Source organism: Cupriavidus sp. SZY C1 (assembly GCF_032190535.1).
Taxonomy (GTDB): domain Bacteria; phylum Pseudomonadota; class Gammaproteobacteria; order Burkholderiales; family Burkholderiaceae; genus Cupriavidus; species Cupriavidus pauculus_C.
This window is the reverse complement of sequence record NZ_JAUANU010000006.1, coordinates 192,978-218,504: the sequence shown is the minus strand read 5'-3', so window position 1 is coordinate 218,504 and position 25,527 is coordinate 192,978. Positions and strand designations below refer to the sequence as shown.

The 25,527-nt window shown below is 58.0% G+C and carries 21 protein-coding genes and 1 tRNA gene; 13 read left to right on the top strand and 9 right to left on the bottom strand.

Features of this window, described 5'->3' with window-relative positions; all coding sequences use genetic code 11:
• The first annotated feature begins 3 nt into the window (after nt 1–3).
• The 8 genes from QTN24_RS12205 (at nt 4) to QTN24_RS12170 (ending at nt 7,132) form a co-directional block, all read left to right on the top strand.
• Nucleotides 4–720, top strand: coding sequence for a response regulator (locus QTN24_RS12205; protein WP_124682853.1), 717 nt, complete (start codon nt 4–6; stop codon nt 718–720).
• 58 nt (nt 721–778) lie between these two features.
• A tRNA-Phe gene (locus QTN24_RS12200) sits at nt 779–854 on the top strand.
• A gap of 254 nt (nt 855–1,108) precedes the next feature.
• Nucleotides 1,109–2,431, top strand: coding sequence for a site-specific integrase (locus QTN24_RS12195; RefSeq protein WP_313837353.1), 1,323 nt, complete (start codon nt 1,109–1,111; stop codon nt 2,429–2,431).
• Between the two features lie 1,255 nt (nt 2,432–3,686).
• Nucleotides 3,687–3,902: a hypothetical protein gene (locus QTN24_RS12190; protein WP_313837351.1), complete on the top strand. Its 216-nt coding sequence runs from the start codon at nt 3,687–3,689 to the stop codon at nt 3,900–3,902.
• A 346-nt stretch (nt 3,903–4,248) separates the two neighbouring features.
• A complete protein-coding gene (locus tag QTN24_RS12185) occupies nt 4,249–4,749 on the top strand; it encodes a hypothetical protein (RefSeq protein ID WP_313837349.1) in 501 nt (166 codons plus the stop codon).
• 84 nt (nt 4,750–4,833) lie between these two features.
• A complete protein-coding gene (locus tag QTN24_RS12180) occupies nt 4,834–5,634 on the top strand; it encodes a TIGR04255 family protein (protein ID WP_313837347.1) in 801 nt (266 codons plus the stop codon).
• Nucleotides 5,635–5,645: 11 nt separating this feature from the next.
• On the top strand, nt 5,646–6,284 hold the full coding sequence (locus QTN24_RS12175; RefSeq protein WP_313837345.1) for a hypothetical protein: 639 nt from the start codon (nt 5,646–5,648) through the stop codon (nt 6,282–6,284).
• 68 nt (nt 6,285–6,352) lie between these two features.
• Complete coding sequence (locus QTN24_RS12170; protein ID WP_313837343.1) at nt 6,353–7,132, top strand: hypothetical protein; 780 nt, start codon at nt 6,353–6,355, stop codon at nt 7,130–7,132.
• A 27-nt stretch (nt 7,133–7,159) separates the two neighbouring features.
• Here QTN24_RS12170 and QTN24_RS12165 read toward each other — a convergent pair whose 3' ends face one another.
• From QTN24_RS12165 to QTN24_RS12140, 6 genes are all read right to left on the bottom strand, one after another.
• Nucleotides 7,160–10,246, bottom strand: a complete 3,087-nt coding sequence (locus QTN24_RS12165; protein ID WP_313837342.1) for a type I restriction endonuclease subunit R — start codon at nt 10,244–10,246, stop codon at nt 7,160–7,162.
• A gap of 7 nt (nt 10,247–10,253) precedes the next feature.
• The gene (locus QTN24_RS12160) at nt 10,254–11,639 is read right to left on the bottom strand and encodes a restriction endonuclease subunit S (protein ID WP_313837340.1); all 1,386 of its coding nucleotides are present in this window, start codon (nt 11,637–11,639) and stop codon (nt 10,254–10,256) included.
• Nucleotides 11,629–13,182, bottom strand: coding sequence for a class I SAM-dependent DNA methyltransferase (locus QTN24_RS12155; protein ID WP_313837338.1), 1,554 nt, complete (start codon nt 13,180–13,182; stop codon nt 11,629–11,631). The genes QTN24_RS12160 and QTN24_RS12155 overlap by 11 nt, the downstream gene beginning before the upstream one ends.
• A 1,045-nt stretch (nt 13,183–14,227) precedes the next feature.
• A complete protein-coding gene (locus QTN24_RS12150) occupies nt 14,228–14,449 on the bottom strand; it encodes a helix-turn-helix domain-containing protein (RefSeq protein WP_313837465.1) in 222 nt (73 codons plus the stop codon).
• A 373-nt stretch (nt 14,450–14,822) separates the two neighbouring features.
• Complete coding sequence (locus QTN24_RS12145; RefSeq protein ID WP_313837336.1) at nt 14,823–15,290, bottom strand: hypothetical protein; 468 nt, start codon at nt 15,288–15,290, stop codon at nt 14,823–14,825.
• A 10-nt stretch (nt 15,291–15,300) separates the two neighbouring features.
• Nucleotides 15,301–15,669, bottom strand: a complete 369-nt coding sequence (locus QTN24_RS12140; protein ID WP_313837334.1) for a hypothetical protein — start codon at nt 15,667–15,669, stop codon at nt 15,301–15,303.
• Nucleotides 15,670–16,072: 403 nt separating this feature from the next.
• Here QTN24_RS12140 and QTN24_RS12135 point away from each other — a divergent pair, with 403 nt between their 5' ends.
• From QTN24_RS12135 to QTN24_RS12115, 5 genes are all read left to right on the top strand, one after another.
• Complete coding sequence (locus QTN24_RS12135) at nt 16,073–16,609, top strand: HAD domain-containing protein (RefSeq protein ID WP_313837333.1); 537 nt, start codon at nt 16,073–16,075, stop codon at nt 16,607–16,609.
• 15 nt (nt 16,610–16,624) lie between these two features.
• Nucleotides 16,625–16,849: a DUF2813 domain-containing protein gene (locus tag QTN24_RS12130; protein WP_313837332.1), complete on the top strand. Its 225-nt coding sequence runs from the start codon at nt 16,625–16,627 to the stop codon at nt 16,847–16,849.
• Between the two features lie 148 nt (nt 16,850–16,997).
• Complete coding sequence (locus QTN24_RS12125; RefSeq protein WP_313837330.1) at nt 16,998–20,756, top strand: hypothetical protein; 3,759 nt, start codon at nt 16,998–17,000, stop codon at nt 20,754–20,756.
• Nucleotides 20,757–20,797: 41 nt separating this feature from the next.
• Nucleotides 20,798–21,733 (top strand): HNH endonuclease signature motif containing protein, encoded by a 936-nt coding sequence (locus QTN24_RS12120; protein ID WP_313837328.1) that lies wholly within the window; start codon nt 20,798–20,800, stop codon nt 21,731–21,733.
• A 149-nt stretch (nt 21,734–21,882) separates the two neighbouring features.
• Nucleotides 21,883–22,524, top strand: coding sequence for a recombinase family protein (locus QTN24_RS12115; RefSeq protein WP_313837326.1), 642 nt, complete (start codon nt 21,883–21,885; stop codon nt 22,522–22,524).
• Between the two features lie 101 nt (nt 22,525–22,625).
• On the opposite strand, the gene QTN24_RS12110 is transcribed toward QTN24_RS12115, so the two are convergent.
• From QTN24_RS12110 to QTN24_RS12100, 3 genes are all read right to left on the bottom strand, one after another.
• Nucleotides 22,626–23,120 (bottom strand): hypothetical protein, encoded by a 495-nt coding sequence (locus tag QTN24_RS12110; RefSeq protein WP_313837324.1) that lies wholly within the window; start codon nt 23,118–23,120, stop codon nt 22,626–22,628.
• Nucleotides 23,121–23,583: 463 nt separating this feature from the next.
• Nucleotides 23,584–23,898: a helix-turn-helix domain-containing protein gene (locus tag QTN24_RS12105; protein WP_313837322.1), complete on the bottom strand. Its 315-nt coding sequence runs from the start codon at nt 23,896–23,898 to the stop codon at nt 23,584–23,586.
• A 390-nt stretch (nt 23,899–24,288) separates the two neighbouring features.
• Nucleotides 24,289–25,512 (bottom strand): hypothetical protein, encoded by a 1,224-nt coding sequence (locus tag QTN24_RS12100; RefSeq protein WP_313837320.1) that lies wholly within the window; start codon nt 25,510–25,512, stop codon nt 24,289–24,291.
• Nucleotides 25,513–25,527 lie beyond the last annotated feature (15 nt).

Sequence of the window (25,527 nt, the reverse complement as noted above, 5' to 3'; positions counted from 1 at the left end):
AGTATGGCAACGATCCTCGTAGTCGATGACGAAATGGGAATCCGGGAACTGCTCTCGGAGATCCTCAGTGACGAAGGACATGTGGTCGAGCTGGCGGAAAACGCCCAGAAGGCGCGCGAATTCCGCGCGCAGGCCACACCCGACCTGGTGCTGCTCGATATCTGGATGCCGGATACCGACGGCGTCACGCTGCTCAAGGAGTGGTCGGCGCAAGGCTATCTGACGATGCCGGTGATCATGATGTCCGGCCACGCCACGATCGATACCGCCGTGGAAGCGACCAAGATCGGCGCGCTGAACTTCCTGGAAAAGCCCATCGCGCTGCAGAAGCTGCTGTCGGCCGTGGAAGCCGGGCTGGCCCGCGGCGTCGAGCGCCCGCGCACCGCCCCCGTGGCCGCCGCCCCGATGACGCCATCCGGCACGCCCGAAGCGCCCGGCACCGTCGCCGCGCCGGCCGAGACGCCCGCCGAGACCGCCACCAACGGCAACCCGTCGCGCGGTGTGCCCGAGGGCGAGATGCAGTTCTCGTTCGACATGCCGCTGCGCGAAGCACGCGACCTGTTCGAACGGGCCTACTTCGAATACCACCTGGTGCGCGAACACGGCAGCATGACGCGCGTGGCCGAGAAAACGGGCCTGGAACGCACGCACCTCTACCGCAAGCTCAAGCAGCTTGGCGTGGAACTGGGCCGCAACAAGCCCGAGCCAACCGAGCAGTAAGCGCCGCTCAGAAAACGCTTGACGCGTCCAGCCCCGCCCGTTATAGTTTCGCTTCTTTGGCCCGGTAGCTCAGTCGGTAGAGCAGAGGATTGAAAATCCTTGTGTCGGCGGTTCGATTCCGTCCCAGGCCACCATAAGATTCAAGCACTTAGCCCAGCCTCGCGCTGGGCTTTGTGTTTTTATCTGACACTCTTCTGACAGTGTCATCGGTGCCTGAGAATGGTAGCGGTGCGCGCGAGCGCGATTTATTTCGCTCGATTGCGCTTATGGCACCTGTCATCGACGCTCCGTTTGCCTATACCGCAACTCCCCCACTTCGGAGTTGCTATGCACACTACGCTGTCCCCTCGCTATGCATGCCTGCTGAACCATCGCACTGAGGTGCAACATGGCTAAGGCCTATGCAGAGGGCAAGGGCTGGGCATTCCGCCTGCGTATCCGCGGACAAGACATCTATCGCTCAGGTTTCGCCACGGAGGCTGAGGCCAAGCAGGCCATCGCGAAAATCAAAGTCGAATACACGGACGCCTCGCGCGTTTCCGGGCACGGCCCATATCAGACCACGCTGGCCACGGCCTTCTCCAGCTATGCAGTTCAACGCTTCCCGTTCCTCAAGGGTGCCGCCCAGGACAAGAACCGTATCAATCGATATCTGCGCGCGCTCGGCTTACCAGTAATCGAACTTACCGAGGCTGTACACACCGCAGGCGGGGCACGACGGTATTGGGAGGTTTCACTGGCCCGAGAAACCGAACGAACGATTCCGAACAGTCTGCAGACCCACCGAGCGGCGCAGGCCACGCAGACAATCCGCTCCGACCAGATTCGGACACAGTTGGCCGCCACCAGGATGGCCGACGTCACCACGCATCAGGTCCAGACACTCATCGATGCGATGGTAAGCGAGGGATATGGCCCTGCGACGATTGACCACGAGCGTGCAGAACTGCGCCGACTGTTCAACCATGCCAGACGTGTGTGGCAATGGCGAGCTCCTCAAGGCAATCCAGCGAGCGACGTCAAAGCACCGGCCGTGGATAATGCGCGGGACCGGGTGTTAACGAATGACGAATGGAGGGCAATTGGCAAGGCGCTGGCGCGATACAAGAACCCCTATGCGCTGCCCATTGTCTGCCTGATGCTGGAGACCGCCATGCGGTCCTGCGAACCCCTGGCATATGCGACCTGGGGAGATGTGGATTGGACCCGCCGCGTGTTGGGCCTGCAGGACAGCAAGGGCGGCAAGCGCGATGTTCCGCTCAACCCTGAAGCCATCGCGCTGCTCCAAGGACTCCGTGTCCAGGCCGGCACAGTATCCGCGGGTGACAGGATTTTTCCGACCACCTATGAGGCCATCGGGAAGGCCTGGCGTGTGGCATGCGAACAGGCCGGCGTGAGGGGAGTCAAGTTGCACGACCTTCGCCACACGGCCGCTACCCGATACGCGCGTGAGTTCAATGGCAACCTGCCGGTCATCATGCAAATCACCGGCCATAAGACAGTCAAAATGGCGATGCGGTACATCAACATCAAGGCTGTTGACGTCGCGCAAATGATGCACGGCGACGAAGAGGAAGTAGGGCGGCTGCCCGCCGGCTACAAGGCAAAGCTGACCGGTTCGAAAGAATGCACGGAAACCGTCGAGCCTTCTGAGGAACCCGCTCGGCAAAGCAATGTGGTGCGGGTCAACTTTGGCCGCAAGGCGGCATAGTTGACCGTGAAACGCGGGCAGCTATCACCAGCACGCAGAGCTCCACGGCGCCGTACCGGAAGTCGTAGTTTGCGCCGCAAAGGAAGACCGGGCATCGAGCTTGACGCCCGGTCTTGAGTTTAAAAATTCCTGTGAGATGTTGCACCTTTCTCGCTATCCGACCGACCAAGGCCGGAGTTCGACCATTCTCCCGCCAAGGAAAACGGTCGGCACATCACTACAACGGGCCGCCAAGCCCACACCCCAAAGGGGACACACACAGTTTCCACCGCTGGCAGTTTTCGAGTACCGAATTCCGGTTCGCTCCCCTCTTGACTGATTAGGTCTCGAAGTTCGCTCAGACTCTACTCTTCGCCGCTCCTTCTCTTGCGCCGTTCCAGGTGCCACCCTGGTCAAATGGCCGTCAGAGATTCCCACGTTAGTTGGCTGTGTCGGAACCACGATTTAGGAATACGTCGTCTCGAGTTCGAAGGCATCGCATACGCTTACCCGGTTGCCCGGTTTCGGCGCCCCGATGTTCCATAGCAGGCGCCTACCCACCTTCAACCGTCATCAACGAATCACCCCCGGAAGGGGCGTACCCAAGGTTCCTTACCGCGATAAAGGGGACTCTCACCCCTAGTTACGTGCTTAAGCTATCCAGCGACCCTCCCATTACGGAGGTGCCATGTACCCAGGACAGGAGTTGCAGCTCCCGCTTATTTGTTTCCCGGTACACCTACGCCATTTCTAGCGCATCAGCAGCCTACACGCGCGGTCTCTGTCACGCCGTTCAGTTCCGAACGTCCCAGAGCCCGGATTTTCACCGGTTCACTAGTCAACAGGGTCGGTCTGCATTACTGCAGCTCCCGTTTCCGTGTCGCCCAACACCCTGCCCATGGCAGCGATTGGGTCGAGGGAGGGCTGTCGCCCTCAAGCGCCCGTTTCAGCCGCACCAGCCAGCGTTACCCGGCATGCAGCTAAGGCGGTGTGCGAAAGGTTGGCTACCTTTCGCGTGTCTTTCGACATGTGTGTGTTTTGCAGTTGGCGGTCTGCTCGCTGAACCCTCCTTGCAAGCGCCGATGGGCTCACCGAGCAGACTGCCGTGCATGCGAGCCATCCCGACTCTCGAGGGGAAGAAGCCCTTTTCACAATGCTTGCCCTACCGCCGTATAGCATCGCCTCACTGACGCAATCACGCTGTAACATGGACACGGCGACACGGCAGTTGCAAGCAAACTGAGATTGCCGCGCAAAGATTCCACGAGAGAGAACAATGCAAGACGACGAACAGCTGGACCTTGAAATAGCGCTACGCAAGTTTCATGAGCTTGGCTTGGCGGACGGCGACTTGGGATACGCGTACTGGTACAAGATAGGGGGCCTTCTTAAACGAGCCTCGGGCATGCAGGAAGAAATCGATACGCTCAGGAAAGAGCTAGGGAAGTGTCGAGCGTTGCTGGCTAAGCGTGACGCGGGGGGCGTTGCGTAAACCGCGAGCGCGTGGAGCCCCTCAGCTCTTGACGTTGTAACGGCGCAGTTTCCGCGCTCTGGACTTTGGAGCCTTCCCGCTTTGGCCGAGCGTTGCTCGGAACATCATTACGTCTCATACCCGCAGAACCCAATCACACTTTGATGGCGCGGCGTCTAGCTATACCCAGGTATGCCCATTACCTGGAACCTCCTTGCCAGCCACCCCGCCGACCACTCCGATTGCCCGCAGCAAGACTGCCGCCCTGGCCCGCATCCTCGACTGCGTCCCCCGGGGCTACCACCGATACACGTTTGGGAGAGTGAAGGTAAGCAAGGCTGAAGCCTTAGCGAGGAAGTTTCATGCCTTGTACTACATCGGATGCACGCCAGCACAGCGCCTCACCCGCAAGCAGAAGGGACTCGCCAGCGCGCTGCTGGTCATGTACTGGCCGCCGGAGGCCCAGGAAGTCCATTGGCTGCTCCTCGCCACTGACGGGGACGGGCTCGAGACCGAACACCTGCGTACGACAAGGGAAAAGCCTCGCCTGCGGTGGCTGGGCTACGAGCTCGCCCGATACGTTAGCCAAGACGGCGTTACATGGACCTGGCGTCGCCCCCGGGAGGACATGGCCGACCTGCATGCCCTGATTGCCTCACAGGCGAATCTGAGGCATCTCACGGCATTGGCGGGGACACTGGAGCGCATCGCGCGCCAGCCAGGGTTTCATGGCGTGCGCGTCCAATCCTGGTCTCTGCTGCAGGAAGCCCGCAGGCGGGGCTTCGAAGGGGAGCTCCCCCACCTGTTTTTCGTCCAGAAACTAAGCCACGGCGACCGTCTCGAGCTATCCGGGAGCAAAGACGACTAGACAGGGCACTTTTCGGTAGGCACAGTGTCAACTAGAGTGTAAAGTGTCAACCCGCTTGTCAAGTACATAACAACAGAGGATGTCATGGGTAAGAAGCTGAACAACGCGCCAGTCTTCTACACCGTCGCTCAGGTCCACTTCAATCCCATTCTGAATCTGGAAGCCTACATTCCGGCGATTCAAGAGAGGTTGCGAAAAGAGCACTTTCCGGTATTTAAGCACGAACTCGTGCAGCGCTTTGTGTTGCCGTTTGGTCAGGCAGACGCGGCGCAATCTGCTGCGGGAAGCCTTCCCTTTGCTTCTCAGTCGCGGTTTGTGTTCGGCAACATTCAGGACACCGAGCTCTTCTTGGTGGAAACCAACGCCATGTCGTTCCAAACCTCGAACTACGAAACGTTCGAGACATTCTCGGCGACCCTGCTCAAGGGACTGAGCATTTTGAACGACGCGCTGGGCCTGGATTTCGTCGAACGGATTGGCCTTCGGTATCTTGATGCAGTTCAACCCTCGAAAGAGTCGGAGTCTCTCAAGGACTTTCTCGTACCGGAAGTTCTCGGTCTTTCGTTTCGCAGCGGGGGACAGCTACTGCAATCGATAAGCGAGACAACTGTCGCGACAGGCGCGGGCCAGTTGGTTTCCCGCGTCGTTATTCGGGACGGACATGTGGGGCTTCCACAGGAATTGACCGGACATACACCGGCCATTGCCCCCCGCTTTACGCAAGCCGCAGGACCGCATGCCATAATCGACGCGGATGCTTCCATTGCGCAGCGAGAGGCTTTCGAATTGTCAAAAGTAAGCACTCAACTCTCAGCGCTGCACGACGAAATAGACAGGTCCTTCCGAGCGACGGTGACGGAATACGCCATGGCTTCCTGGGCCTGAGGGGAGACACTGTGAGCACGACCATGACCTATGGGGGATGGGCGCTGGAGCGTTCTGTTTCCACTGGCGGAAGCACAAGCGTAGTTCGCTTGGTCGGTGGCATATTTGCTGCGGCCGGTGCCGCGCTTGCCACGATTGGCACGGGCGGCGAAATTTCGATTGAACAGCTTCTGCGAACGGGTCAGCCGGCAATGCATGGAGCTTCGCCGTATGAGATTGTTGAAGCCGAACCAGTTCGGTCGCCTGGCGAAGACTTGGCCCGCATTCGAGATGTCTTAAATCCTGCCGTCTCCGACATTGCAGCGACATTCGGCGTATCGCGCCAGTCCGTTTATAACTGGCTCAGCGGCGAGCCAGTTGCCCAAGAAAATGCTGCGAAGCTACGAGACCTCGCACAAGCTGCGGATGTGCTTGCGCATGAAGGCATCGCAAAAAATTCCGCCCTGCTTAAGCGCAAATTGCCCAATGGCAAAACACTTATGCAAACTGCTCAGGCAGGCGAGCCTGCCCGGGAAGCTGCACTGACACTGGTCCGCATTCACAAGCGCGAGGCGGCGCAGCGGGAACGCATGACTGCTCGATTTGCGAACCGCGCAAAGACGCCCGCAACTGCCGACTTTGACCTACCGTCGCCCAGCGACCCGGTCTGAGGTAGAACGTGGCGGAGTGGAATCGCGACACACCTTGGCGCCAAGGACATTTGCTTCCCGATGTTGCGATGGAAGCGCTGGGGCTTCGCCACCCAGTCAGTCCCGAACAGTCCGTTGTCGTTGTCGCGACCCACGATTGTGATTTAGCCCAGGACCCCGAGGGAGAGCCCGCCATAGAAGTCGTAATTGGCCGCCTCGCAGAAAAAGATGGCAACTGCACGCACGCGAAGAACGCGCGCAAGCTCCACATCGAATTCGCGGGTGATGCCAATTTCTGGGCGGAGTTTGAGGCTACCCAGAAGGTAACTGTCAGCAAAGCCGCACTGAACGACTTTGCGCCACGGCAAGACGCCCTGCTCTCTCCCAAGAACTACGCCATCTTTCAGATGTGGCTGGCGAGCCGGTATCGGCGTTCAGCGTTTCCGGATGAGTTCGAGCGCCGCCTGACTAACAAGGACGCGAAACTCCACGAGAAGATTGCCAAGGCAGTGAGGCCTCATGGCGAAATGATTGTCGGAGTTTTCTTTGACGTTGATGGCGGCCAAGAGGTCAAGCGAGAGGGGCCCAACGATACTTACACCCTCGACATCACGATTCTTCACGCAGCTGAGCCTGACTTCGAGGCAGCCGAAAACGCTGCACAGACCGCTGCGGAAGCCATCGAGAAGGCATTCAGAGAGAAGCTCTTTAATGCTGAGACAAGGTCGTGGCAGCAGATTGAACTGCATTCTTGCGAGCCTTTGTCGGAGTCCGTCTTGACCTATGACATTTTCAAGCGCCTGAAGCGTTGGCGTCTCGAACACATCAGTTTGGCCGCGGAACCGCAACAATCTGTACTACCAGAGTAAGGGGTATCGCAGGACACCTCCGACAGTTTAGCTCCACGCCTCTCCCAGTGCCTGCGCCTGCTGTAACACGAGCTCCACGGCACCATCCTGCTGGTCCGGCGGGTACTTGTATTTCCGTAGAATGCGCTTGACCATGAGGCGCAATTTCGCCCGGACACTTTCACGCTCCGACCAGTCCACCGTCATGTTCTGCCGCAGATTTTCGGTCAGTTCGTGGGCAATTTTCTTGAGCGTCTCGTCAGTCAACTCGCGAATGGCAGATTCGTTGTTGGCCAAGGCATCATAGAAACGGACTTCGTCCTCAGTCAGACCAAGTTCCTCGCCGCGGCTGGCTGCTGCCCGGAACTTCTTGGCCATGTCGATGAGTTCCTCGATGACCTGGGCAGTTTCAATCGCCCGGTTCTGGTAGCGCGTGACGACGTTGGCCAGCATCTCAGAGAACTTCTTCTCCTGCACCACATTTCCCGAGAATCGGCTCTTAATCTCTCCCTCCAGAAGTCGCTCCAGCAGTTCCACCGCTAGGTTGCGCTCAGGCAGATTTCGGACTTCAGCGAGGAATTCATCATCGAGAATGCCGATATTGGGCTTGTCGAGCCCGACCGCCTCGAAAACATCTACCACTTTCTCAGACACTACAGCCGAGCTGATGATTTGCCGGATGGCAAGCTCGCGTTCCTCGTTGGTCTTCTTCTTGTCACTTAGCTCTCGCTTAGTGAGAATGACTTTCACTGCCTGCATGAAAGCCACTTCCTCACGTACGGTCTTTGCCTCGTCCAGCGTGCAGCACAGCGTGAACGCCTTGCTCATAGCGAGCGCTGTATCTGCAAATCGCTTCTTGCCGTCTTTCAGCCCCAACACATGGTTAGCGGCGCCCGCAAGAGACTTATGGCCTGCGGTCAAGAAGTCGCTGTAGTCGTAGCCATGCAGCATGCCGCGCAGGATGTCGAGCTTCTCCTCCAGCACAGCGTAGGCCTCAGCGGCATCAACGGTCGGACGGCCTCGTCCATGGCTCGCGGTGTATTCCTTCAGCGCACTCTTCAGCTCGTTGGCGATACCGATGTAGTCGACAACTAGGCCACCTTGCTTGTCCTTGAACACGCGATTCACACGTGCAATGGCTTGCATCAAGTTGTGGCCCTTCATGGGCTTGTCCACGTACAGCGTGTGCACGCACGGCGCGTCGAAGCCAGTGAGCCACATGTCTCGGACGATGACCAAGCGCAGCGGGTCAGTCGGGTCCTTGAAACGCTTCTCCAGTCGCTTCTTCACTTTCCCGTTGTAGATGTGTGGCTGTAGGAGGGCTTTGTCACTCGCCGAGCCTGTCATCACGATTTTGACAGTGCCTTCTTCTGGGTCGGCGTCGTGCCACTTCGGGCGCAACTTGATGATTTCGTTGTAGAGGTGGACGCAAATCTCCCGGCTCATGGCCACCACCATGGCCTTGCCGTTCTGGGCCCTGTTGCGTTCCTCGAAGTGCGCCACCAGGTCGGCCGCCACGGCGGCCACGCGGGGCTCCGCACCTACGACTTTCTCAAGCGCCGCCCATCGACTCTTCAGCTTGGCCTGCTGGCTTTCCTCCTCATCCTCCGCCAGCTCGTCTACTTCGGCATCGATTTGCGGCAGGTCCTCCGCCTTCAGCGACAGCTTCGCGAGGCGCGACTCGAAGTAGATGGCGACCGTGGCGCCATCCTCCTTGGCCTGCTGCATGTCGTAGACATGGATATACTCGCCGAACACGGCGCGCGTGTCGCGGTCCTCGCTCGAGACCGGCGTGCCGGTAAAGGCGACGAAGGTGGCGTTTGGCAGCGCATCGCGCAGGTGCTGCGCGTAGCCGACCTGGTATTTTTCCTGACCCGGCTTGCCTTTCAGCTGGGCCTCGAAGCCATATTGGGTGCGGTGCGCCTCATCGGCGATAACAACAATGTTGTGCCGGTCCGAGAGCACGGGGAAGGTGTCCTCATCTTCGCCTGGCATGAACTTCTGGATGGTGGCGAACACGATGCCGCCGGATGGCCGATTGGCGAGCTTGGCGCGCAGGTCTTGCCTGGTCCCGGCCTGCACCGGCTGTTCGCGCAACAGGTCCTGCGCCAGCGAGAACACGCCGAACAATTGACCGTCGAGGTCGTTGCGGTCGGTGATGACGACGATGGTCGGGTTCTCCATCGCCGCGTCCTGCATCACGCGGGCGGCAAAGCAGGTCATGGTGATGCTCTTGCCGCTGCCTTGCGTGTGCCAAACCACACCACCCTTGTGGTTCGCGCCGGGACGCGATGACGTCACCACCTGCCCGATGGCCGCACGCACAGCGTGGAACTGGTGGTAGCCGGCAATCTTCTTGACCAATGCCCCGTCGTCCTCGAACAGCACGAAGTAACGTAGATAGTCGAGAAGGTAGGCCGGTGCCAGCACGCCACGCACCAGCGTTTCCAGCTCGTTGAACTGACCTAGCGGGTCGAGCGTGACGCCGTCGATGGTGCGCCACTGCATGAATCGCTCGGCGTTGGCCGAAAGCGAGCCCATGCGCGCCTGCGAGCCATCGGATATCACGAGAATTTCGCTGTACTGGAAGACGTCCGGAATCTGAGTCTTGTACGTCTGAATCTGGTCGTAGGCCTTCCAGATGTCGGCGTTCTGGTCAGCCGGATTCTTCAGCTCCAGCAACACCAGCGGCATCCCGTTGACGAACAGCATCAGGTCAGGCCGACGCGTGTGATGCGGGCCCTTGATGGCGAACTGATTGACGGCAACCCACTCGTTTGCCACGGGATTGGCCCAATCGACGAGGCGGACGAAATCGCCACGCGTCTCGCCATCCTTTTGGTATGCCACAGGCACGCCGCCGACCAGTAACTGGTGGAAACGGCGGTTGGCCGACAACAGCGCAGGAATGCCCAGGTCCTGCACCTGCTGCAACGCGTGCTCGCGTGCCGCAAGCGGGATGCCAAGGTTGAGCCTGGCAATCGCACTGCGTAGGCGTTCGACCAACAGAACCTGGCGGTAGTCAGCTCGCTCTGGGGTGGCGCCATCCGGCGCGAGGTCCGGGCCAAAAAGGCGGGTGTAGCCAACCTCGGAGAGCCAGCCGAGCGTTTCCTGTTCCAATTGGTCTTCTGTCATGGTGGCTTCAGGCTGCGAGGGCCTCTGCTTCTGCCCCCGGGAGGCGGAGTTGGCCGCAAATCAGGCGAGGGAGAAGGGCATCGCGGATTTCCCCTAGCTTTTGCGCTTGGGTCAGATGAAGCCGCTCAATCATTGGACGAACAATGCTTGCAAATTCAGAGAGAACTTCATCGCAAGGCACCGCGACAAGTTCCGTTTCTAGAAAGTGTGTCGTTTGAAAATTAGCGATACCAGTACTCTGATTCTGATACTCCCACGTCTTCCCTTGCGCGTAGATGTAGCTCAGGTGGAGCCCCAAAACCATCCCAACATCTTCGGATTTCGGTCGCAACAATCTACAAAAGCTCGCTGGCTCGACTGGACAGTCAAATTGTTGAAGCAACCTGTCCGTGAGGTATAGAGCTCGTCCAGTAGGTTGGTCTTTGCTACCGCCAGAAACCTCCAAGATGATGTCGCCGTGTTGTAGCTTACGACTGGCTAGCTTTTTAGCAGACGTGTATCGAATCGGAACTCGACTGTTTGCTCCACTTTGCAGGTCCGGAATATCAGTTCCGCGAATAATAGCTACCCGCGTATCGTTCTTGCTGTCCGGCTCCTCTCCTCCCCAATCACCACCGATAGTATGGGAAACGAGCTGGCCGAAGGGTACCAATTGCCACCCTTTCGGCACCAACCCCGACTCCGTTTCCTCGAACCCATCCGGAAACAGCGCTGCGGTGGCATCGTCCATTCCTTCCGGCACGCGCCCTTCCTGCTTTGCACGGACGGGGTCGAAATCGACAAACCAGGACTTGAACAGCGCCTGGGCGATGGTTTCAAGCGTGGCGTTGGTTTCGCGCAGCAGGGTGATACGGTCATCGAGGGCGCCAAGAAATCCAACAATCTCCTGTTGCGCCGAGCGCTCAGGTAACTCAATGTGAGTGGACTCGGCGAACTTCGTAAACTGAAAACGTGCGATGCCGGTGTGCTGGACCTGATGGTTTTCAATCGTTCCGTTTGAATACAGAAACTGCAGGTACCAATAAACGAATTCAGGTTCTGCAAGATTCGAGTCGACGCGCATGAATCGAGCGAATGACGCACAAGTCACGGGGAGTGCTGCCTTTTCGAACAGCTTTGAGCGCAGGAAAACAGTCCTTCCTGTTGGCCTTCCCTTGCTGCCGCCTGCCGTCTCGATGAGTATGTCACCGGGTTGAAGTGACTTCCTGGCAGCGGCTTTCCCGGCGATTTGGCGGACAGGCACACCGTCAAACGCTCCTCCTCTGGTTGTGTCGAAATCTGTTCCGCGAATGACGTGCATCTCCACGCTACCGTCAAACGGTGCATCCTTGCCCCACTCGCCGTCCTTCGTCTCGACCAAGAGGCCTCTGAGCAGCACTTTGCTAGAACTCATACCCCAGCCCCCCTAGCTTCTGCCGAATCAACTGGTCGAGTTCCGCGCCCTTGGCCATCTGCTCGCCGAGCTTTTCGGTCAGTTGCCGCATCTTGTCGGTGAACGCCTCGTCGTCATCCTCGACCTCCTCGGCGCCGACATAGCGGCCCGGCGTGAGCACGTGGCCGTGCTCGGCAATCTCGGCGAGCTTGACGCTGCGGCAGTAGCCGGGGAGGTCGGCGTATTCGTCGGCGCCTTCCTCGCCACGCCAAGCGGCGACGGTAGCGGCGATGCGCTCGATGGTCTCGTCGGTCAGTTCCGCCTGCACGCGACTAATCATGCTGCCGAGCTTGCGCGCGTCAATGAACAGCACTTCGCCTTGGCGCATGCTCTTCTGCTTGGCGAGGAACCAGAGGCAGGCGGGAATCTGCGTGTTGAAGAACAGCTGGCCCGGCAGGGCCACCATCACCTCTACCACGTCAGCGTTGACCATCGCGCGGCGGATGTCGCCCTCACTGTTCTGGCTGGAACTCATTGAGCCGTTGGCGAGCACGATGCCAGCGCGGCCGTTTGGCTTCAGGTGATACAGCATGTGCTGCAACCAAGCATAGTTGGCGTTGCCCCGCGGTGGCGTACCGTAGACCCAGCGTGGGTCGCCCTCCAGGCTGCCGTGCCACCAGTCGCTGACGTTGAACGGCGGGTTGGCCAGCACGAAATCAGCGCGCAGGTCCTGGTGCTGATTCCGCAAGAAGGTGTCGGCCGGTTCGCGCCCGAGGTTGTAGTCGATGCCCCGGATGGCGAGGTTCATCGCCGCTAGTCGCCAGGTGGTCGGGTTGGATTCCTGGCCATAGATGGACACGTCGCCGAGCTTGCCGCCGTGGGCCTCGATGAATTTTTCCGACTGGACAAACATACCGCCCGAGCCGCAGCACGGGTCGTACACTTTGCCGTGGTGCGGCGCCAGCACCGCGACCAGGGTCTTGACGATGGACGCAGGAGTGTAGAACTGGCCGCCCTTTTTGCCTTCAGCACTTGCGAACTGGCCGAGGAAGTATTCGTACACCTGCCCGAGTACGTCACGCGCTCGGCTGGCGTCCTCGCCGAAGCCAATGGTGGAAACCACGTCAACCAGTTCGCCGAGCTTGCCATCCGGCAACTGAGCGCGGGCGTAGCGTTTGTCCAGAATGCCCTTGAGCTTGGAGTTCTCCGCCTCGATTTCCGCCAACGCCTCGTCGATGCGCTTGCCGATGTCGGTCTGTTTGGCCGCGCCGCGCAGTTGCTCCCATCGCGCGGTCTCTGGGACCCAGAATACGTTGACCTCACGGTAGTAGTCGCGGTCCTCCAGCTCTTCGGTGAGCAACTCTTCGTCGCAATCGTGCAGGAAATACTCGTCGTTCTCATCGGCGAAGCGCCGAGTCAGCTCGGTACGCCGGGCGGCGAATGTGTCGGAGATGTATTTGAGGAAAATGAGGCCGAGCACTATATGCTTGTACTCAGCAGCGTCCATGTTGGCGCGTAGCTTATCGGCCGTGGCCCAGAGTGTTCGTTTGATGTCGTCAAGCATCGGCTATCAAGTATCCGCACGCATAGAATTTTCAAAATATGGCCCATGGCGTTACGCCCCGTGCCAAGTAACCGGCGATTTTATCTGGAATGCAGCTCGGCGACCGGCCGGATAGCAGCTTAGGTCCCCATGGCGTCCAAACGTAGGGGGACCTGAAAATCTCGCCCGTCATCAAATCCACCCATCCGCCGCCCGCACACCGGCGCGCACGATGAGCGGCGGGAATCAAAGCACTGAGCCAGCGGGGAAATCCCGCACGCACTACCGCAGTCTTTCCAGCTTCATCCAGACCGCCACAGCCATGGAAACGTGCTCGCTTTGGCAACTTCGCGACGCTATTGAACTTGGCGAGGTATCGGCCCCAAGCCTTAACGCATCGACACGCTTCCATCCATGTACTTCCCCAAGGCCACCATTTGCGAAGTTTGGCCGAATCAAGCTTGTAGCCTCTTGGAAGCCACAGGATGAGGTGGTAATGCAACCGGCTTGCTGATTCCAGGACCCAAGCGTAAGGCAGGAGATGGCCCAAGCTTTTGAGTTCCCTCCGCGCTCGGTCCATGAAGCCGCTGATGTGCTTCGAGGAGAAATCTTCCGAATCCTCGTACGTCAAGGTTAGCGCAACTGCGTACAGCCCTGCGACCTTTGCAATTCGCTTCTGCTCTGTAATGACGCGATTGAGCTTCTTTCTCGCTGCGCTTTTTCGTTTCCGACATGCCGTTTTCGGACTTGTTACGGTCTTTTTGACAAGTTCAGCGAACCGGGAAACGGACGCTGAATCAAAGTGCGGTCGGCTCTCGACCGATGGGAAATTGAAAGACATTGGCACACCTCGTGTGTGTGCCGCATCAGCTGACTCGCTGTGTCCTCGCTACTACTTCGAAAAATATCTGTCCTCCGCATGCTGAGCGGCGGCTATTCGACTGCCGCGCTTATACTCAGATATCCACTGAGTAAGCGCGCTGCTGGCGCATCCGTCCCCGGTTCCAGCCGGGGGCGATTTCTTCGCTGGATGCGATGCTAGGTACTTCGAGAGAGGTTGCAGACCTCAGGGCATCTCGCCGACGCCACGCGCGCGCTTTGACTGCACGGACGTGGACCCGCTAAGAGCTTGCAACCAGGCTTCGACGTCAGAAGCTCTGAATCGAAGCAGGCGACCGAGCTTCACAGCAGGGGGGAGGTCACCGCCAGAACAATGGCGGTTGTAGATGGTTTGCTCGGCGACGCCCAAACGGGCGGCGAGCGCTTTGGCTGAAAGCAGGTGCTCCACAGTGTCACGTACCAGTTGCGCAATCACATGACTGCACTAAGTATAGGTGCGTCTTACCTGGGGCTACCTCTCTTTTCCCGAGACTCTGAAAGAAAATCTGCGGCGCAGGACTTGTCCGAACCCACTTCGGCTTGGTATTCGACTAAAAGTGCAAGGGCTGCAGTCATTTTTTCCCTCGAAGGGTTCGGCCGCTTGCGGAGTACTGTCAGTCTTCTGAGCTCGGGCCATTGCTGATACCAACAAACGGTATCGCCTGGGCCTACTCCAAGCAGCTTCAGAACATCGGGAGGGACGGTGAGGTGCCCGTCCTGGGAGACAGTTGACTCATACATCATCACCTTGCGCTCCTCTAGTAAGTGTAGCTCGACGGCAATTAAGAAGCTGCGAGCATTGTCTTCAAAATTGATGGATTTGCTTCCGTCAGATGCTGGACTTCTGTGTCGTAGCCATACAAACGATGTATTGATAGTGCAACCGCGCAAGAACGCGAAAATCCGCCTTCGCAATGAACGACTACGGATGGCACGTTGTCTGGCAATCCTCGAACAAACGCGTGAATTTCCCTTGCCTGGTCTGCACGGAATGAATCGGAGAGTCTGCTCTGCGCTCGCTTCGAGATGTTCGGATTCAAAAAATCGACGTCGGCGAATCGTAGCCGCAATAGGTGATTGAAGCCCTCAAGGCTCGCCAGTGGCCGCTCCGGGGAGGTGATGGATATGATTGCAATGGACTGCAGGCGCGGAAGCCTTTCAGCCTGCTGGCGAGACAATGCGAAGACCTGACGTCTACCGGCAGGAGGCTTGTACAGTAAATTGACCACCTCGGAGAATTGCTGAGGCATTTGAAGGTCGTCACTGGGGCGAGTGCTTCAGGCCAGGCGCCGGAGCCGCCATCACTTCCCTGACACGTTTCATAATCCAGACGACCTCCGCTGCAGAAAAGTCCCATTGGCAGCTATGAACCTTCTTGGCGACCCCGGCTTCGATACGCGGCAATGCATCTTCCAATGCCCAGGAGTTCTCGGACATTTTCCGCGTGGTGTAGGGGACCAGTTGTTGCGCCAGGTCTTCGCATATGTCATACCTTGCCCAACGGGCCTCCTCAGAAGACACTTCGTACCGGTCGCCATTCTGGCGGACCAGAACCTTTGGTTGAGCACCCGACACAGCTCCCAACCAATCATTCTTGGGGAAATCCTCCGGTACCTCGTAGGGGCTCATGACGCGCCTCTCAATCTATGCTGAGAGCCCACGGTAGCAACGAATTTCGGGCATCGTCAACACTCGCGACATGTCGAGGCCAAAAAGTTGGCAGATTGCCAATTTGACGCTATACGACCTTCGTTGTTTTATTGAAACACGGGAAAAACAGCCTGTCCTTGCCCAGTTTTTTCGCCTCTCTGCTCGCCCTTTGTCGATAGCAACGTATTGATGTCTTCTTACCTGATAACGCATATTATCAGGTAAGATTTTTTCAATGATTTATGTATCACCCTAAAGAAAGCCGTCGCTTCTTACGTATTTTTCTATTGCCAAAAATTCCCCTGACACCAATACTGGGGCATGAGCTACCACCGTAGCGTGCTGGGATATCTGCACGCGGAGTGCACCAGAAGAGAGCGTCGTGGCGTTGACTACATTAGAAGTATCGCCGGTCCGTCCGCTGCACGTGCTCTACTTAGACTTTGACGGCGTGCTGCATCCAGACTCTGTATATCTGACCAGGAATGGCATCGAACTCCTGCATCGTCCAGGGCACACTTTGTTTGAGCATGTTTCGCTCCTCGAAGAGGAGCTGCAACCCTATCCCGACGTCAAGATTGTTCTCTCGACCTCATGGCAACTTATTAAGGGCGGCTACGAACACGCGAAGTCGAAGCTCCCTGCGGGCCTACAAGAACGATGCATTGGCGGAACATTTCACAGACGCGAAATGCGTAAAGCTTGGTTCGAGAGCATGTCGCGGCCTGACCAAGTCATCCTGAACGTTAAGAGGCGACAACCATCACGCTGGATAGCGATTGACGATTGCCCAGAGGAGTGGCCCGCATGGGCGCTCGACTGCGTTGTTCGCGCCGACCCTGAGCAGGGTATTGCGTCTGGCGCCGTGCTTGCGGAAATGAAGACAAAGTGTAAGCGGCAGTTTGGCGCGCGCTCCTAGACCAGTTCGGGTTCCGTGACTGGCTCCGAGAGAGACGCCATCTCGTCCGAAAGGATAGAAAGAAAACGCCATGCACTGCGCCAGTTCGACATCGCCAACTTCAAGGGCATCGCCCAAGCCAACATAGAATGGGACGAGCCCCTTGTACTGATTGGTGAGAACAACGGCGGAAAATCTAGTGTGCTGTCTGCCCTGGCTTGCTTCCTGAGCGACAGCGGCATCTGGACTCCTTGTTACTGATAACTCGTATTATTAGTAAAATTCTTTGGCATAACCCCCCCGAAGTTTTGAGACACGAGGGACACGCGTTCCAGTGCGGCGTGCCATTCAAGCCGACTCCACGTCATCCCACATCCACCGGCACTTTGCCGAGGTACAAGACGAGAACATGCACATCTTCGAAACGAACGCCGCAAAGGTCAACCAGTTGGACGACGCCCAACTGACTAGCCTGCTCAACCGCTTGCTAATCTTAGAAGCGGAGGCCGCCTGCATTCCGGTGAACTCTATCGAAGTGGGCCTAAATATTCGAGCTGGAGATGGGGGGGTCGATGCGTCAATACGCTGGACCGAAGGAGTAGAGGCAACAAGCTTTCTCCCTTCACGATTCCAAGTGTTCCAGTGCAAGGCAGAAAAGATGTCGCCAGCCAAATGCGCGTCGGAGTTGGTTGCCGAGGACGGAGCACTAAAGCCCTTGGTTGCCCAAGCAATTGCAGAGGCAGCGACGTATATTCTGTTCACCACTGAAATGGTGAACGCGAAGATGAAGCTGAAGCGTGTCGAGGCTATGCGCGAAAAGCTGACCGAGCTTGGAAATCCACACGCGGCATCTGCACAGTTTGTTGTTTATTCTGCAGAAGATATTGCTCGATGGGCGAACTCCTATTTACCCGCCGTTGCCTACGTGCAGGCGGTTACCGGCTTCTCGATAGTACCAGGCCTGAAGTCTTGGACTGAATGGAATGCTAGCGACGCCGGGCAATGGCCATTTCACCAAACAAGCACCGCCTCCAAGCTGCTAGATGAGATTCGCCGCACGCTGTCCGAGCCGCGTCGTTCCATCAGGCTTAATGGCTTACCTGGTCTTGGGAAGACCCGTCTAGTTCTTGAGGCACTAGGGCCAAGTGAAACCAATCCGGGACTAGCGCCTCGAACGGTCTACTATAACGCGGCCCATGCCTCAACTGGGTTGCCAAATCAGGTCATCGAGTGGGTTAGGCATGGGCTATCTGGCGTGTTAGTTGTGGACAACTGCCTACCGGAAGTCCACACCCAGCTCGAAAGGGAAGTGCTAGCATCGACCTCAAAACTAAGCTTGATATCCATCTTCGCCAATCCATCCGAAGATTTATCCGTTGCTGCTCGGCTCATTTTGCAACCTTGCGCTCCCACCGAGCTTGCAGATGCCTCGCGACAATACATCAATGGTCTGCCGGATTCAGACGCCAGCAAGATTGCTCACTTGGCAGGCGGGTTCATATTCTTCGCCTATCTGCTGTGTGACGCTTACACAAATGGGCAAGGCATTGACGGGATACTTGTCGACTCCGAAGCACTATTCAGATTCCTGGGTCGTGCGGCCGGCGCGCCCGACGACGACGCGCTAAGGACAATCGAAGCATGTTCCATATTCGAGAGCTTGGAGTTTGCTGATGGCAACGGCCCCGAGGCAGCGTCGGTCATTGGCATTTCAGAAGTAAACCCCCATCGTTTTTACCGACACGTGCGTTCGTTCGTCAGACGCGGAGTCATCGAAGCAACCGGTCGCTTCATTCGGGTACGTCCCCATCCCCTTGCGCTGCGCCTGTGCCGTAACTGGTGGGAAGGGGTTGCCCCTCAACGCGCGTTGCAAATCTTCGAGAGCATCCCAGAGTCAATGGTCGACTCGTTATGCGAACGCCTTCGAATGCTAGACACTCTTCCGGAGGCGCGAAATGTCACGGCACAGCTTTGCGAAGAAGCTGCCCCTTTTGGTCAAGCGGAAGTGCTCTTTAGCGTCCGGGGCGCTCGCATCTTCCGCGCACTTGCTGAAGTGAACCCCGAGAGCGCATGCAAGAGTCTTGGCCTTATCATTGAAGACACTGACATCGAAACACTGCGTGGAGCTCGGAACAGCCGTCGGGATTGGGTATGGGCATTAAGTAAATTAATCTTTCGCGCCAATACCTATTCAGGCGCCACCGACGCGCTGGTCAAGCTCTCTCTTGCAGAGAATGAACAGTATTCAAACAATGCGACGGGCACATTGCTCCAGACTTTCCAGGTTCATCTGCCTGGAACCGAGGTCTCGCTTGAAAAGCGGGTCGATAGGCTAGCGGCCCTCCTTTCATCCAGTGAAGCGACAGCCGTTGCGCTAGGCCTCAAGGCTGTAGATATCGCCTTACGCTCGGAATACTTCACCCGAACGAGCGGCGCGGAAGAACAAGGGAGCGGGCCTGTACTGCGTGACTATGAGCCCGAATCGTTCGAAGAGGTTATTGGGTACTGGCGTCAGGTGCTTGAGCACTTGAAGGAGGCCGTCGAAGCTGGAAGATGCCGTGCTGATGATGTTCTACCACTGCTCGCCGGACATATGCGCGGATTCATTCGTGTTCACGCTGACGAGTTGGCGACGTTAGTCGTTGACTACGCGATTAGCTGGCACAAGCGGCCATGGGAAGACGGGATTGACTCACTCCGTGATGCGACGCGATATGACATTGGGGCCGATGAAACACGGGCCGCAGCCATAGAGGCACTGATAGAGAAGCTGTCGCCATCGGTGGACGATATTGCCGGCCAACTTGCCCTCTACGTCAGCCGTCCAGGATGGTCTGTTGTCGCGCACGAACCGTCCGATGGCTCAACCGGACCGTTGAGCAGCAAACTAATAGAGTTGGCGCAACACTGTGCGGCCGACTTTGACAAGTGGGCGCCGTACGTTCGCACTCTCTTCACGGGCGAACAACGCGCAGGCTTCGAGTTTGGAAAGCAGTTAGCTAGCAGTATGTTGCACCCTGATGCATTCCTGCACGTTGCTCTTGAAGTCTTGAGGAATTCCAAAGACGCCGTCGTCGACCTTAACGTGATGTGTGGATTTGCAAGCATTGCTCATCTCCGTGACAGTGCTTGGACAGGCCAGCTCGTAGCAGCCCTTTTTTCAGAGACACAGCTCCACCAATTTGCGGTGGAAATATTGAGCTATGTTTCCCCGGACATTGAAACCCTGCGCAAGCTAATTGTCCTGGCCAAGCAGGACCTCATAGGAGCTCTTTCGCTGCAGCGACTGGCGTACGGTCAAGCATTGCGTCACCTATCTGCAAGCGAGATTTCAGAACTCGTGCTGGAAATTGCCTCTCTTAGCGATGACGCCGCGTGGGTAGCCTTAGAGATAGGCTACATGTCCTACTTTGGTCGTACCGAAGAAATGTGGCCAGAACTACGAGCAACGATTCGAGCCATTCATGTCTCGGGGCGGTTGTTGTTGCCTCGGGGTGGTCGGTCGCGTTACATGCATAGCTGGGAAGAAACCGTGCTCAAGCTACTAGACGATGTCGATGACAGTTTCGCCTTGAGTATTGCGCAGCAACTTGTCACAGCAGCCTCGCAGGGCTCATCATCGACTGAATTGCCAGACAAAGTTGCAAAAAAGCTCTTGCGCTCTCACTCAGCTGTGGTTTGGCCAGTTTTCGCGGGCGCGCTCATGGGTAACCACCGCTTGCTCACCTACAGATTGAGTTCGTTTCTTGGGAGAGGATTGCGCGGCAATGCGACAGAAACAGATTTTCCCTTGGCGCACCTTCCGGAAGATGTCTTGGAAAATTGGTTTCAACAAAGCTCTGGTGCACCGGCACTGGCGGCCAGAATGCTGAGAGTCATCGAGGTCAAGGATGAATCAATCGCGTGGACAAGATTAGGTCGGTTGCTTATCGACGAGTTTGGCGGAGACCCCGACGTCCTGAGTTCCATTACGGCGAACCTTCGGTCCGGCGTGTTCGCGGGGCCTCGAACCGCATTCTGGCAGGACATCATTAGCATTCTGACTGAGCTTTCCGACCATCAACTCAAGCAGGTGCGGGAATGGGCGAAGAGGCTCGCAAAGGCACTGTCGGCCGACATTGCCGCAGAGCAGCACGAATCCGATGCCAGGTCCGTTGGTCGGTGGTGAGAGGATGATGTGCCTGTATCCAAAGCTGGCTCTTCTGGAGCATGTCGCAACTTACTAAATCTGTGCCTACCACCTACTTCGCATACCATCTGAGCCATGTGTTTGGACCCTTCGGGCTCGAAAGCTACCATACCAACAGCGAGAAGCCTCAGGAAGGCGACTTCGTCTATGTGCTATCGGGAGACAAAGTCTATGGCACCCAAGGAGTGGATTACTTCTTGGAAGGAATCTTTCGGATTCACCGCAGGCATCTCGGCCCTTGGAAGCTGCCGAACCTTATTGGCGAGGACAAGGACTACCGGTATCGTCTTTCTATGGTACCCCTTCGTCGACCCGAATCTCCAATCCCTTTGAGCACGCAAGATTGGTATTCCCGGGCTGACGTGCATCGCTACTTTTCTAGTGGCCAAAATTTCAATCCAATTCCTGCGGAGTACAAGGACCGCCTGGATTTGATGTTGGTCGCGAATGGTTCTGGGGAAGCTGATGACCTATTGGCTGACCTCGCGGAGCTGGACCGAGATGTACCAGACGAAACGGAGCGACGTATCTTGGCCAAGGCTCGAGTGGGACAAGGTCGATTCCGCGCGGATGTTGCACAGGCCTGGGGAAGAGGGGAAGTCTGCACGCTTACTGGACTAGCCATTCCTGAACTGTTGAATGCATCTCACATCAAACCTTGGCGCGAGAGTTCCAACCGCGAACGTCTTGACCCCATGAACGGACTGCTTCTGATAGCACATGCTGACCGCCTGTTCGACAGGTATCTGATGAGTTTTGAAATGACACGCGGCACCTTCCGCAGCGTTCTACATCCCAGGATTCAAGGAGAGGTCTCGCCGATGGGAATTCGCGAAGGTATGACGCTAAATACGAGTCACCTGAGCCCTTCTGAAGAGCGTCGCTTCTCCCTGTACATGACAGAGCATCTTCATCGGCATCAGAAATTGGCCGCTCGGGACAACCCATCTGTCTAGCCGGATTGCATAAAGGCGTGCCGCTGATAGGTAGTGCCCACCCAACGAAACCTCGGGTGTCAGCATCAAGCGCTAGCGTATTCCAAAAAACGATGGATTAATTGACACAGCCCCATTCGACGCCCAATCCTCGCGCTATACCCTCTTAGATGTCCAACATCTACATCATCAATCAATGCACAGAAAAGGGGGCAAGTTTGAAGATTATTGGATACGCGCGGGTCAGCACTGTGGACCAAACGCTGGACCTTCAACGAGACGCGTTGCGGGCCGCCGGGGCATCTGACATTTACGAGGACAAGGCAAGCGGCAAGAACGCCGACCGGCCAGAACTGCTGCATTGTCTGAGAGCGATTCGAGAAGGCGACACCTTAGTCGTTTGGCGGTTGGACCGTCTCGGGCGCAATGCACAAGACCTCATCCGCATCGTCAATGACCTAGCCCATCGCGGAGTAAAGCTTAGGTCATTGAAAGAGTCCATTGATACGGAGGGACCCGCTGGTAAGCTGGTGTTCCATATGTTTGCTGTGCTCGCCGAATTCGAACGTGAACTTGTCCGCGAACGAACGGTAGCGGGGCTTGCGGCAGCCAGGGCCCGAGGACGAAATGGAGGGCGACCGCCCTGCCTGGCACCGAGCCAGCGGAAAGCTGTACTGGCGATGATGAGAGACCGCGAGATGTCAGTGACTGAGATATGCCGGCAATTCAAGGTGTCACGCTCAACCGTGTACAGCCTATGGGCGCGGGAAGCTGCCATCCGGAATGGAAATTCGGCCCAAGAATCGCGGTAATGATTTCCTCATAGGCCACCTCTTTGCTTGGGGCTTGGTGCAACGCCCCCGCAGAGGCGGGGCGTTGCATCGATAGCGTCCTACAGACACTATCCCCGCACTCAACTAGCGTGACTCTCGGCCCACCGCTTGCCTTGTTCCTTAGACTCAGCCTGCACTCTCTTGGCGACGTCCTTGGCGTTTTCGCCAACAACACTTCCCACCACGTATGAGATACGTTTTGCTCCCTTAGCGGTCACAATGAACGCCACATCCCCAAGACCCCAGAATGCCATGTCGCGCTCGTTAAGAGCTTTCTCTGCTGCCTTGGAGGACGGGCGCAAATATCCAAGAGCCATAAGCCCCAGAATGCCTGCTTCAGTCACCACGTCACATTCCCGTGGGTCCAGCGCTCCATATTTTTCGCAAAGCCGGTTTCGAATGCCCTTAGCATTGTAATGACCCTCCAAACACATCAGACCGAGGACTAGCGCCTCATTTGGCGGCAAGCTCTTGACGGCAAGTTCGCTAGATGTGGGGGTGACCTTCTCGGTGAAATAGAGGCTGATAAGGGGGGAGAGAAATGCTTCGGCTCCTGCCGATTTCTTCTGTGCCATTGCTATTGTCTTTTGCCTTGTTGACGACCTACTGTGTATCGGCAGATACCTTCGCTGCCTTGAGGCATCCGGATTTGAACCGCTCTCCTATGCGGCCGGCAGGGGAGAACGACGGAACGATTGGGTACTCTGACCAAGGCAATATCCGAAGTGTCCGAGTCGGACACTTTGCTACCGCCCTTGTCGACGAGTGGCAGGTACGGCGGGGTCGCCAGCCAAGTGTGCAAGTTGCACACCTTGTTGCTGTTGCTCCCGCTGTGGAGGCTCGAGTGTTCCTAGTAGTGGGAACACTTAGCCAATGCTGACCATGGAAGACGACTCAAAGTGTCCAAGTTGGACACTTTCTGATGCCCTTTGGTCAGCTTCGAAGGAGGCCACCGACGCGCACTACAGACCGAGTGCCTTGGTCGCGAGGGCAGCACATCTGCCGGCGACGTCCTCGGTCCGCTGCCGCGTTTCGCTGCTAGGTTTGTGACCCGAAGCGATGGCGCCGTCCTGAGCTGCTTGCTGGCGGGACAAATTGGTCCAGGCGGCAGCGACTTGGGGTCACACTCGGGCTCCAGTTTTCCTGCGCGGCAAACAAGGCCCGCTGCCACTGACGGACCGCAGTTTCCGACCAGAAGACTTGCTTGCCGATGCGCACAGGCGGTGGGAACGCGTCAGCCTTGACCATATTCTCGATGGTCCGCTCGGACACGGACAGACGCTCGCAGAGTTCCTGCTTGTTGATAAGTTGCGGAAATGACAGGGTGGTACTCGACGCGGCATGCTCCGGCATGGCTTGCTTTCTCAAAGTGGGCATATAGAGATATAGCTCCGCGCGAGGTTCATGAAAGCGTGTTTGAGCGAAATTGTCCGTCGATGACCCATGAGTAGCGACGAATGCTATAGTTGGCGGCAGCAGCGTCTGACACTTTTCTGACACTGCTAACGTAGATTGGCTGCGCTCCACTGCGGTTGAGTGCGGCTAAGCGCCTGATTTTTATGACCGTTGCGGTCGGCAGCGGAGCCCCAAGACCCCCGGATTTGAATTGAAAATCCTTGTGTCGGCGGTTCGATTCCGTCCCAGGCCACCAGAATTCGCAAACGGACGCTTTGGCGTCCGTTTTTGTTTTGGGCGTCTGGATTGCGTAGCGCGCAAGGCGCTACGCGGGATGCGCAAGACACGCTACATCCTCACCAACCCCACCCCCACCATCTTCCCCGCCCGCCGCACGCCGATCTCCGCGGTTTTCGGGTCTTCCAGCCGTGCCTCGATCTGCGCGCTGGTCAGCGTTGCCACGTCCGTCTTGTCGATCGTGACGATGATGTCGGCCTCGCGTGCGCCGCTGCGGCCGAGTCGGCCTTCCGGGGTCAAGGCTTGCACGCGGATGCCGGCGTCGGTGCGGGTCAGGGCCGCGCCGAGCGTGGAGACGTGGCTGTCGCGCGCGTCGGGGGTCATGTCGAAGCAGAAGCGGTAGTGGCGGAAGTCGAGTTCGAAGCGGTCCATCCGGGCCAGGACGCCCAGGCCGATCTGGGGGCTGATGTCGCGGCGTTCCACGGACAGCTTCGGCAGCCGCTGGCGGCCGATCTGCATGCCGGCCAGCAGGCCCTCGCGTGCGAACGCAGGCTCGCCGGACAGGCCGTGGCCCCAGGTCCAGCCCAGGCCGTCGAATTCGCGGGCGTCGGCCATGCGGTCGAAATCGTCGGCCGGAATCGTCAGTTCGCCGTTCGAGCCGGTGTCGATGCCCAGGAAGCCGCCGCGGTCCGGCGGCAGGGCGTAGGGGATCACAGGCATGCGCTGCGACGTTTCCAGCGTCAGGAACGTGCACTGCTGCCAGTTGTGCGCGGGCGGGGCGTCGGCGTATGCGGTCAGGCGGCCTTCCACATGGTCGGCACGCCACGTCAACTGGCGCATGGCCTCGATGCCCAGGATGCCGTCGATGGGCCGGTTCGCGCGGGCGTTGAAGCCGTCGAGATCGGACACCATCGCGAGCTGCCCGGCCGGGATGGACCAGTGCTGGATGCGCAGCGCCGGCGCCAGGCCCAGCGGCATCCATGTCGATCCGGTCGGCGTCTCCACTTCCAGGCCCGACGCATCGACGGGCCGCAGGATCGCTCCCTGCGCCAGCAGGCGGTCGCGGTCTGCCTGCGCCAGCGGCCGGGTGGCGACTGGGCCATCGGCATCGAACAGCGCGAACGTGGTGCCGGTGTCCAGCAGGATGCGCAGCGGCTGGCCGCTGGCGTCGGTGGCGTCGGCGATCCAGCGCTCGCCGCGTGCGATGGGCAGGGTCAACACGGCCGCGGAGGCCGCGCGCGGGGTGGGTGCGGGAGCGGCGGCGGGCTGGATGCCGCAGCCTTGCAGGACGGCGATGCCGAGCGGCAGCGCCGCGACGAGACGGAACGGTTTCATGGTCGAGGGGATACG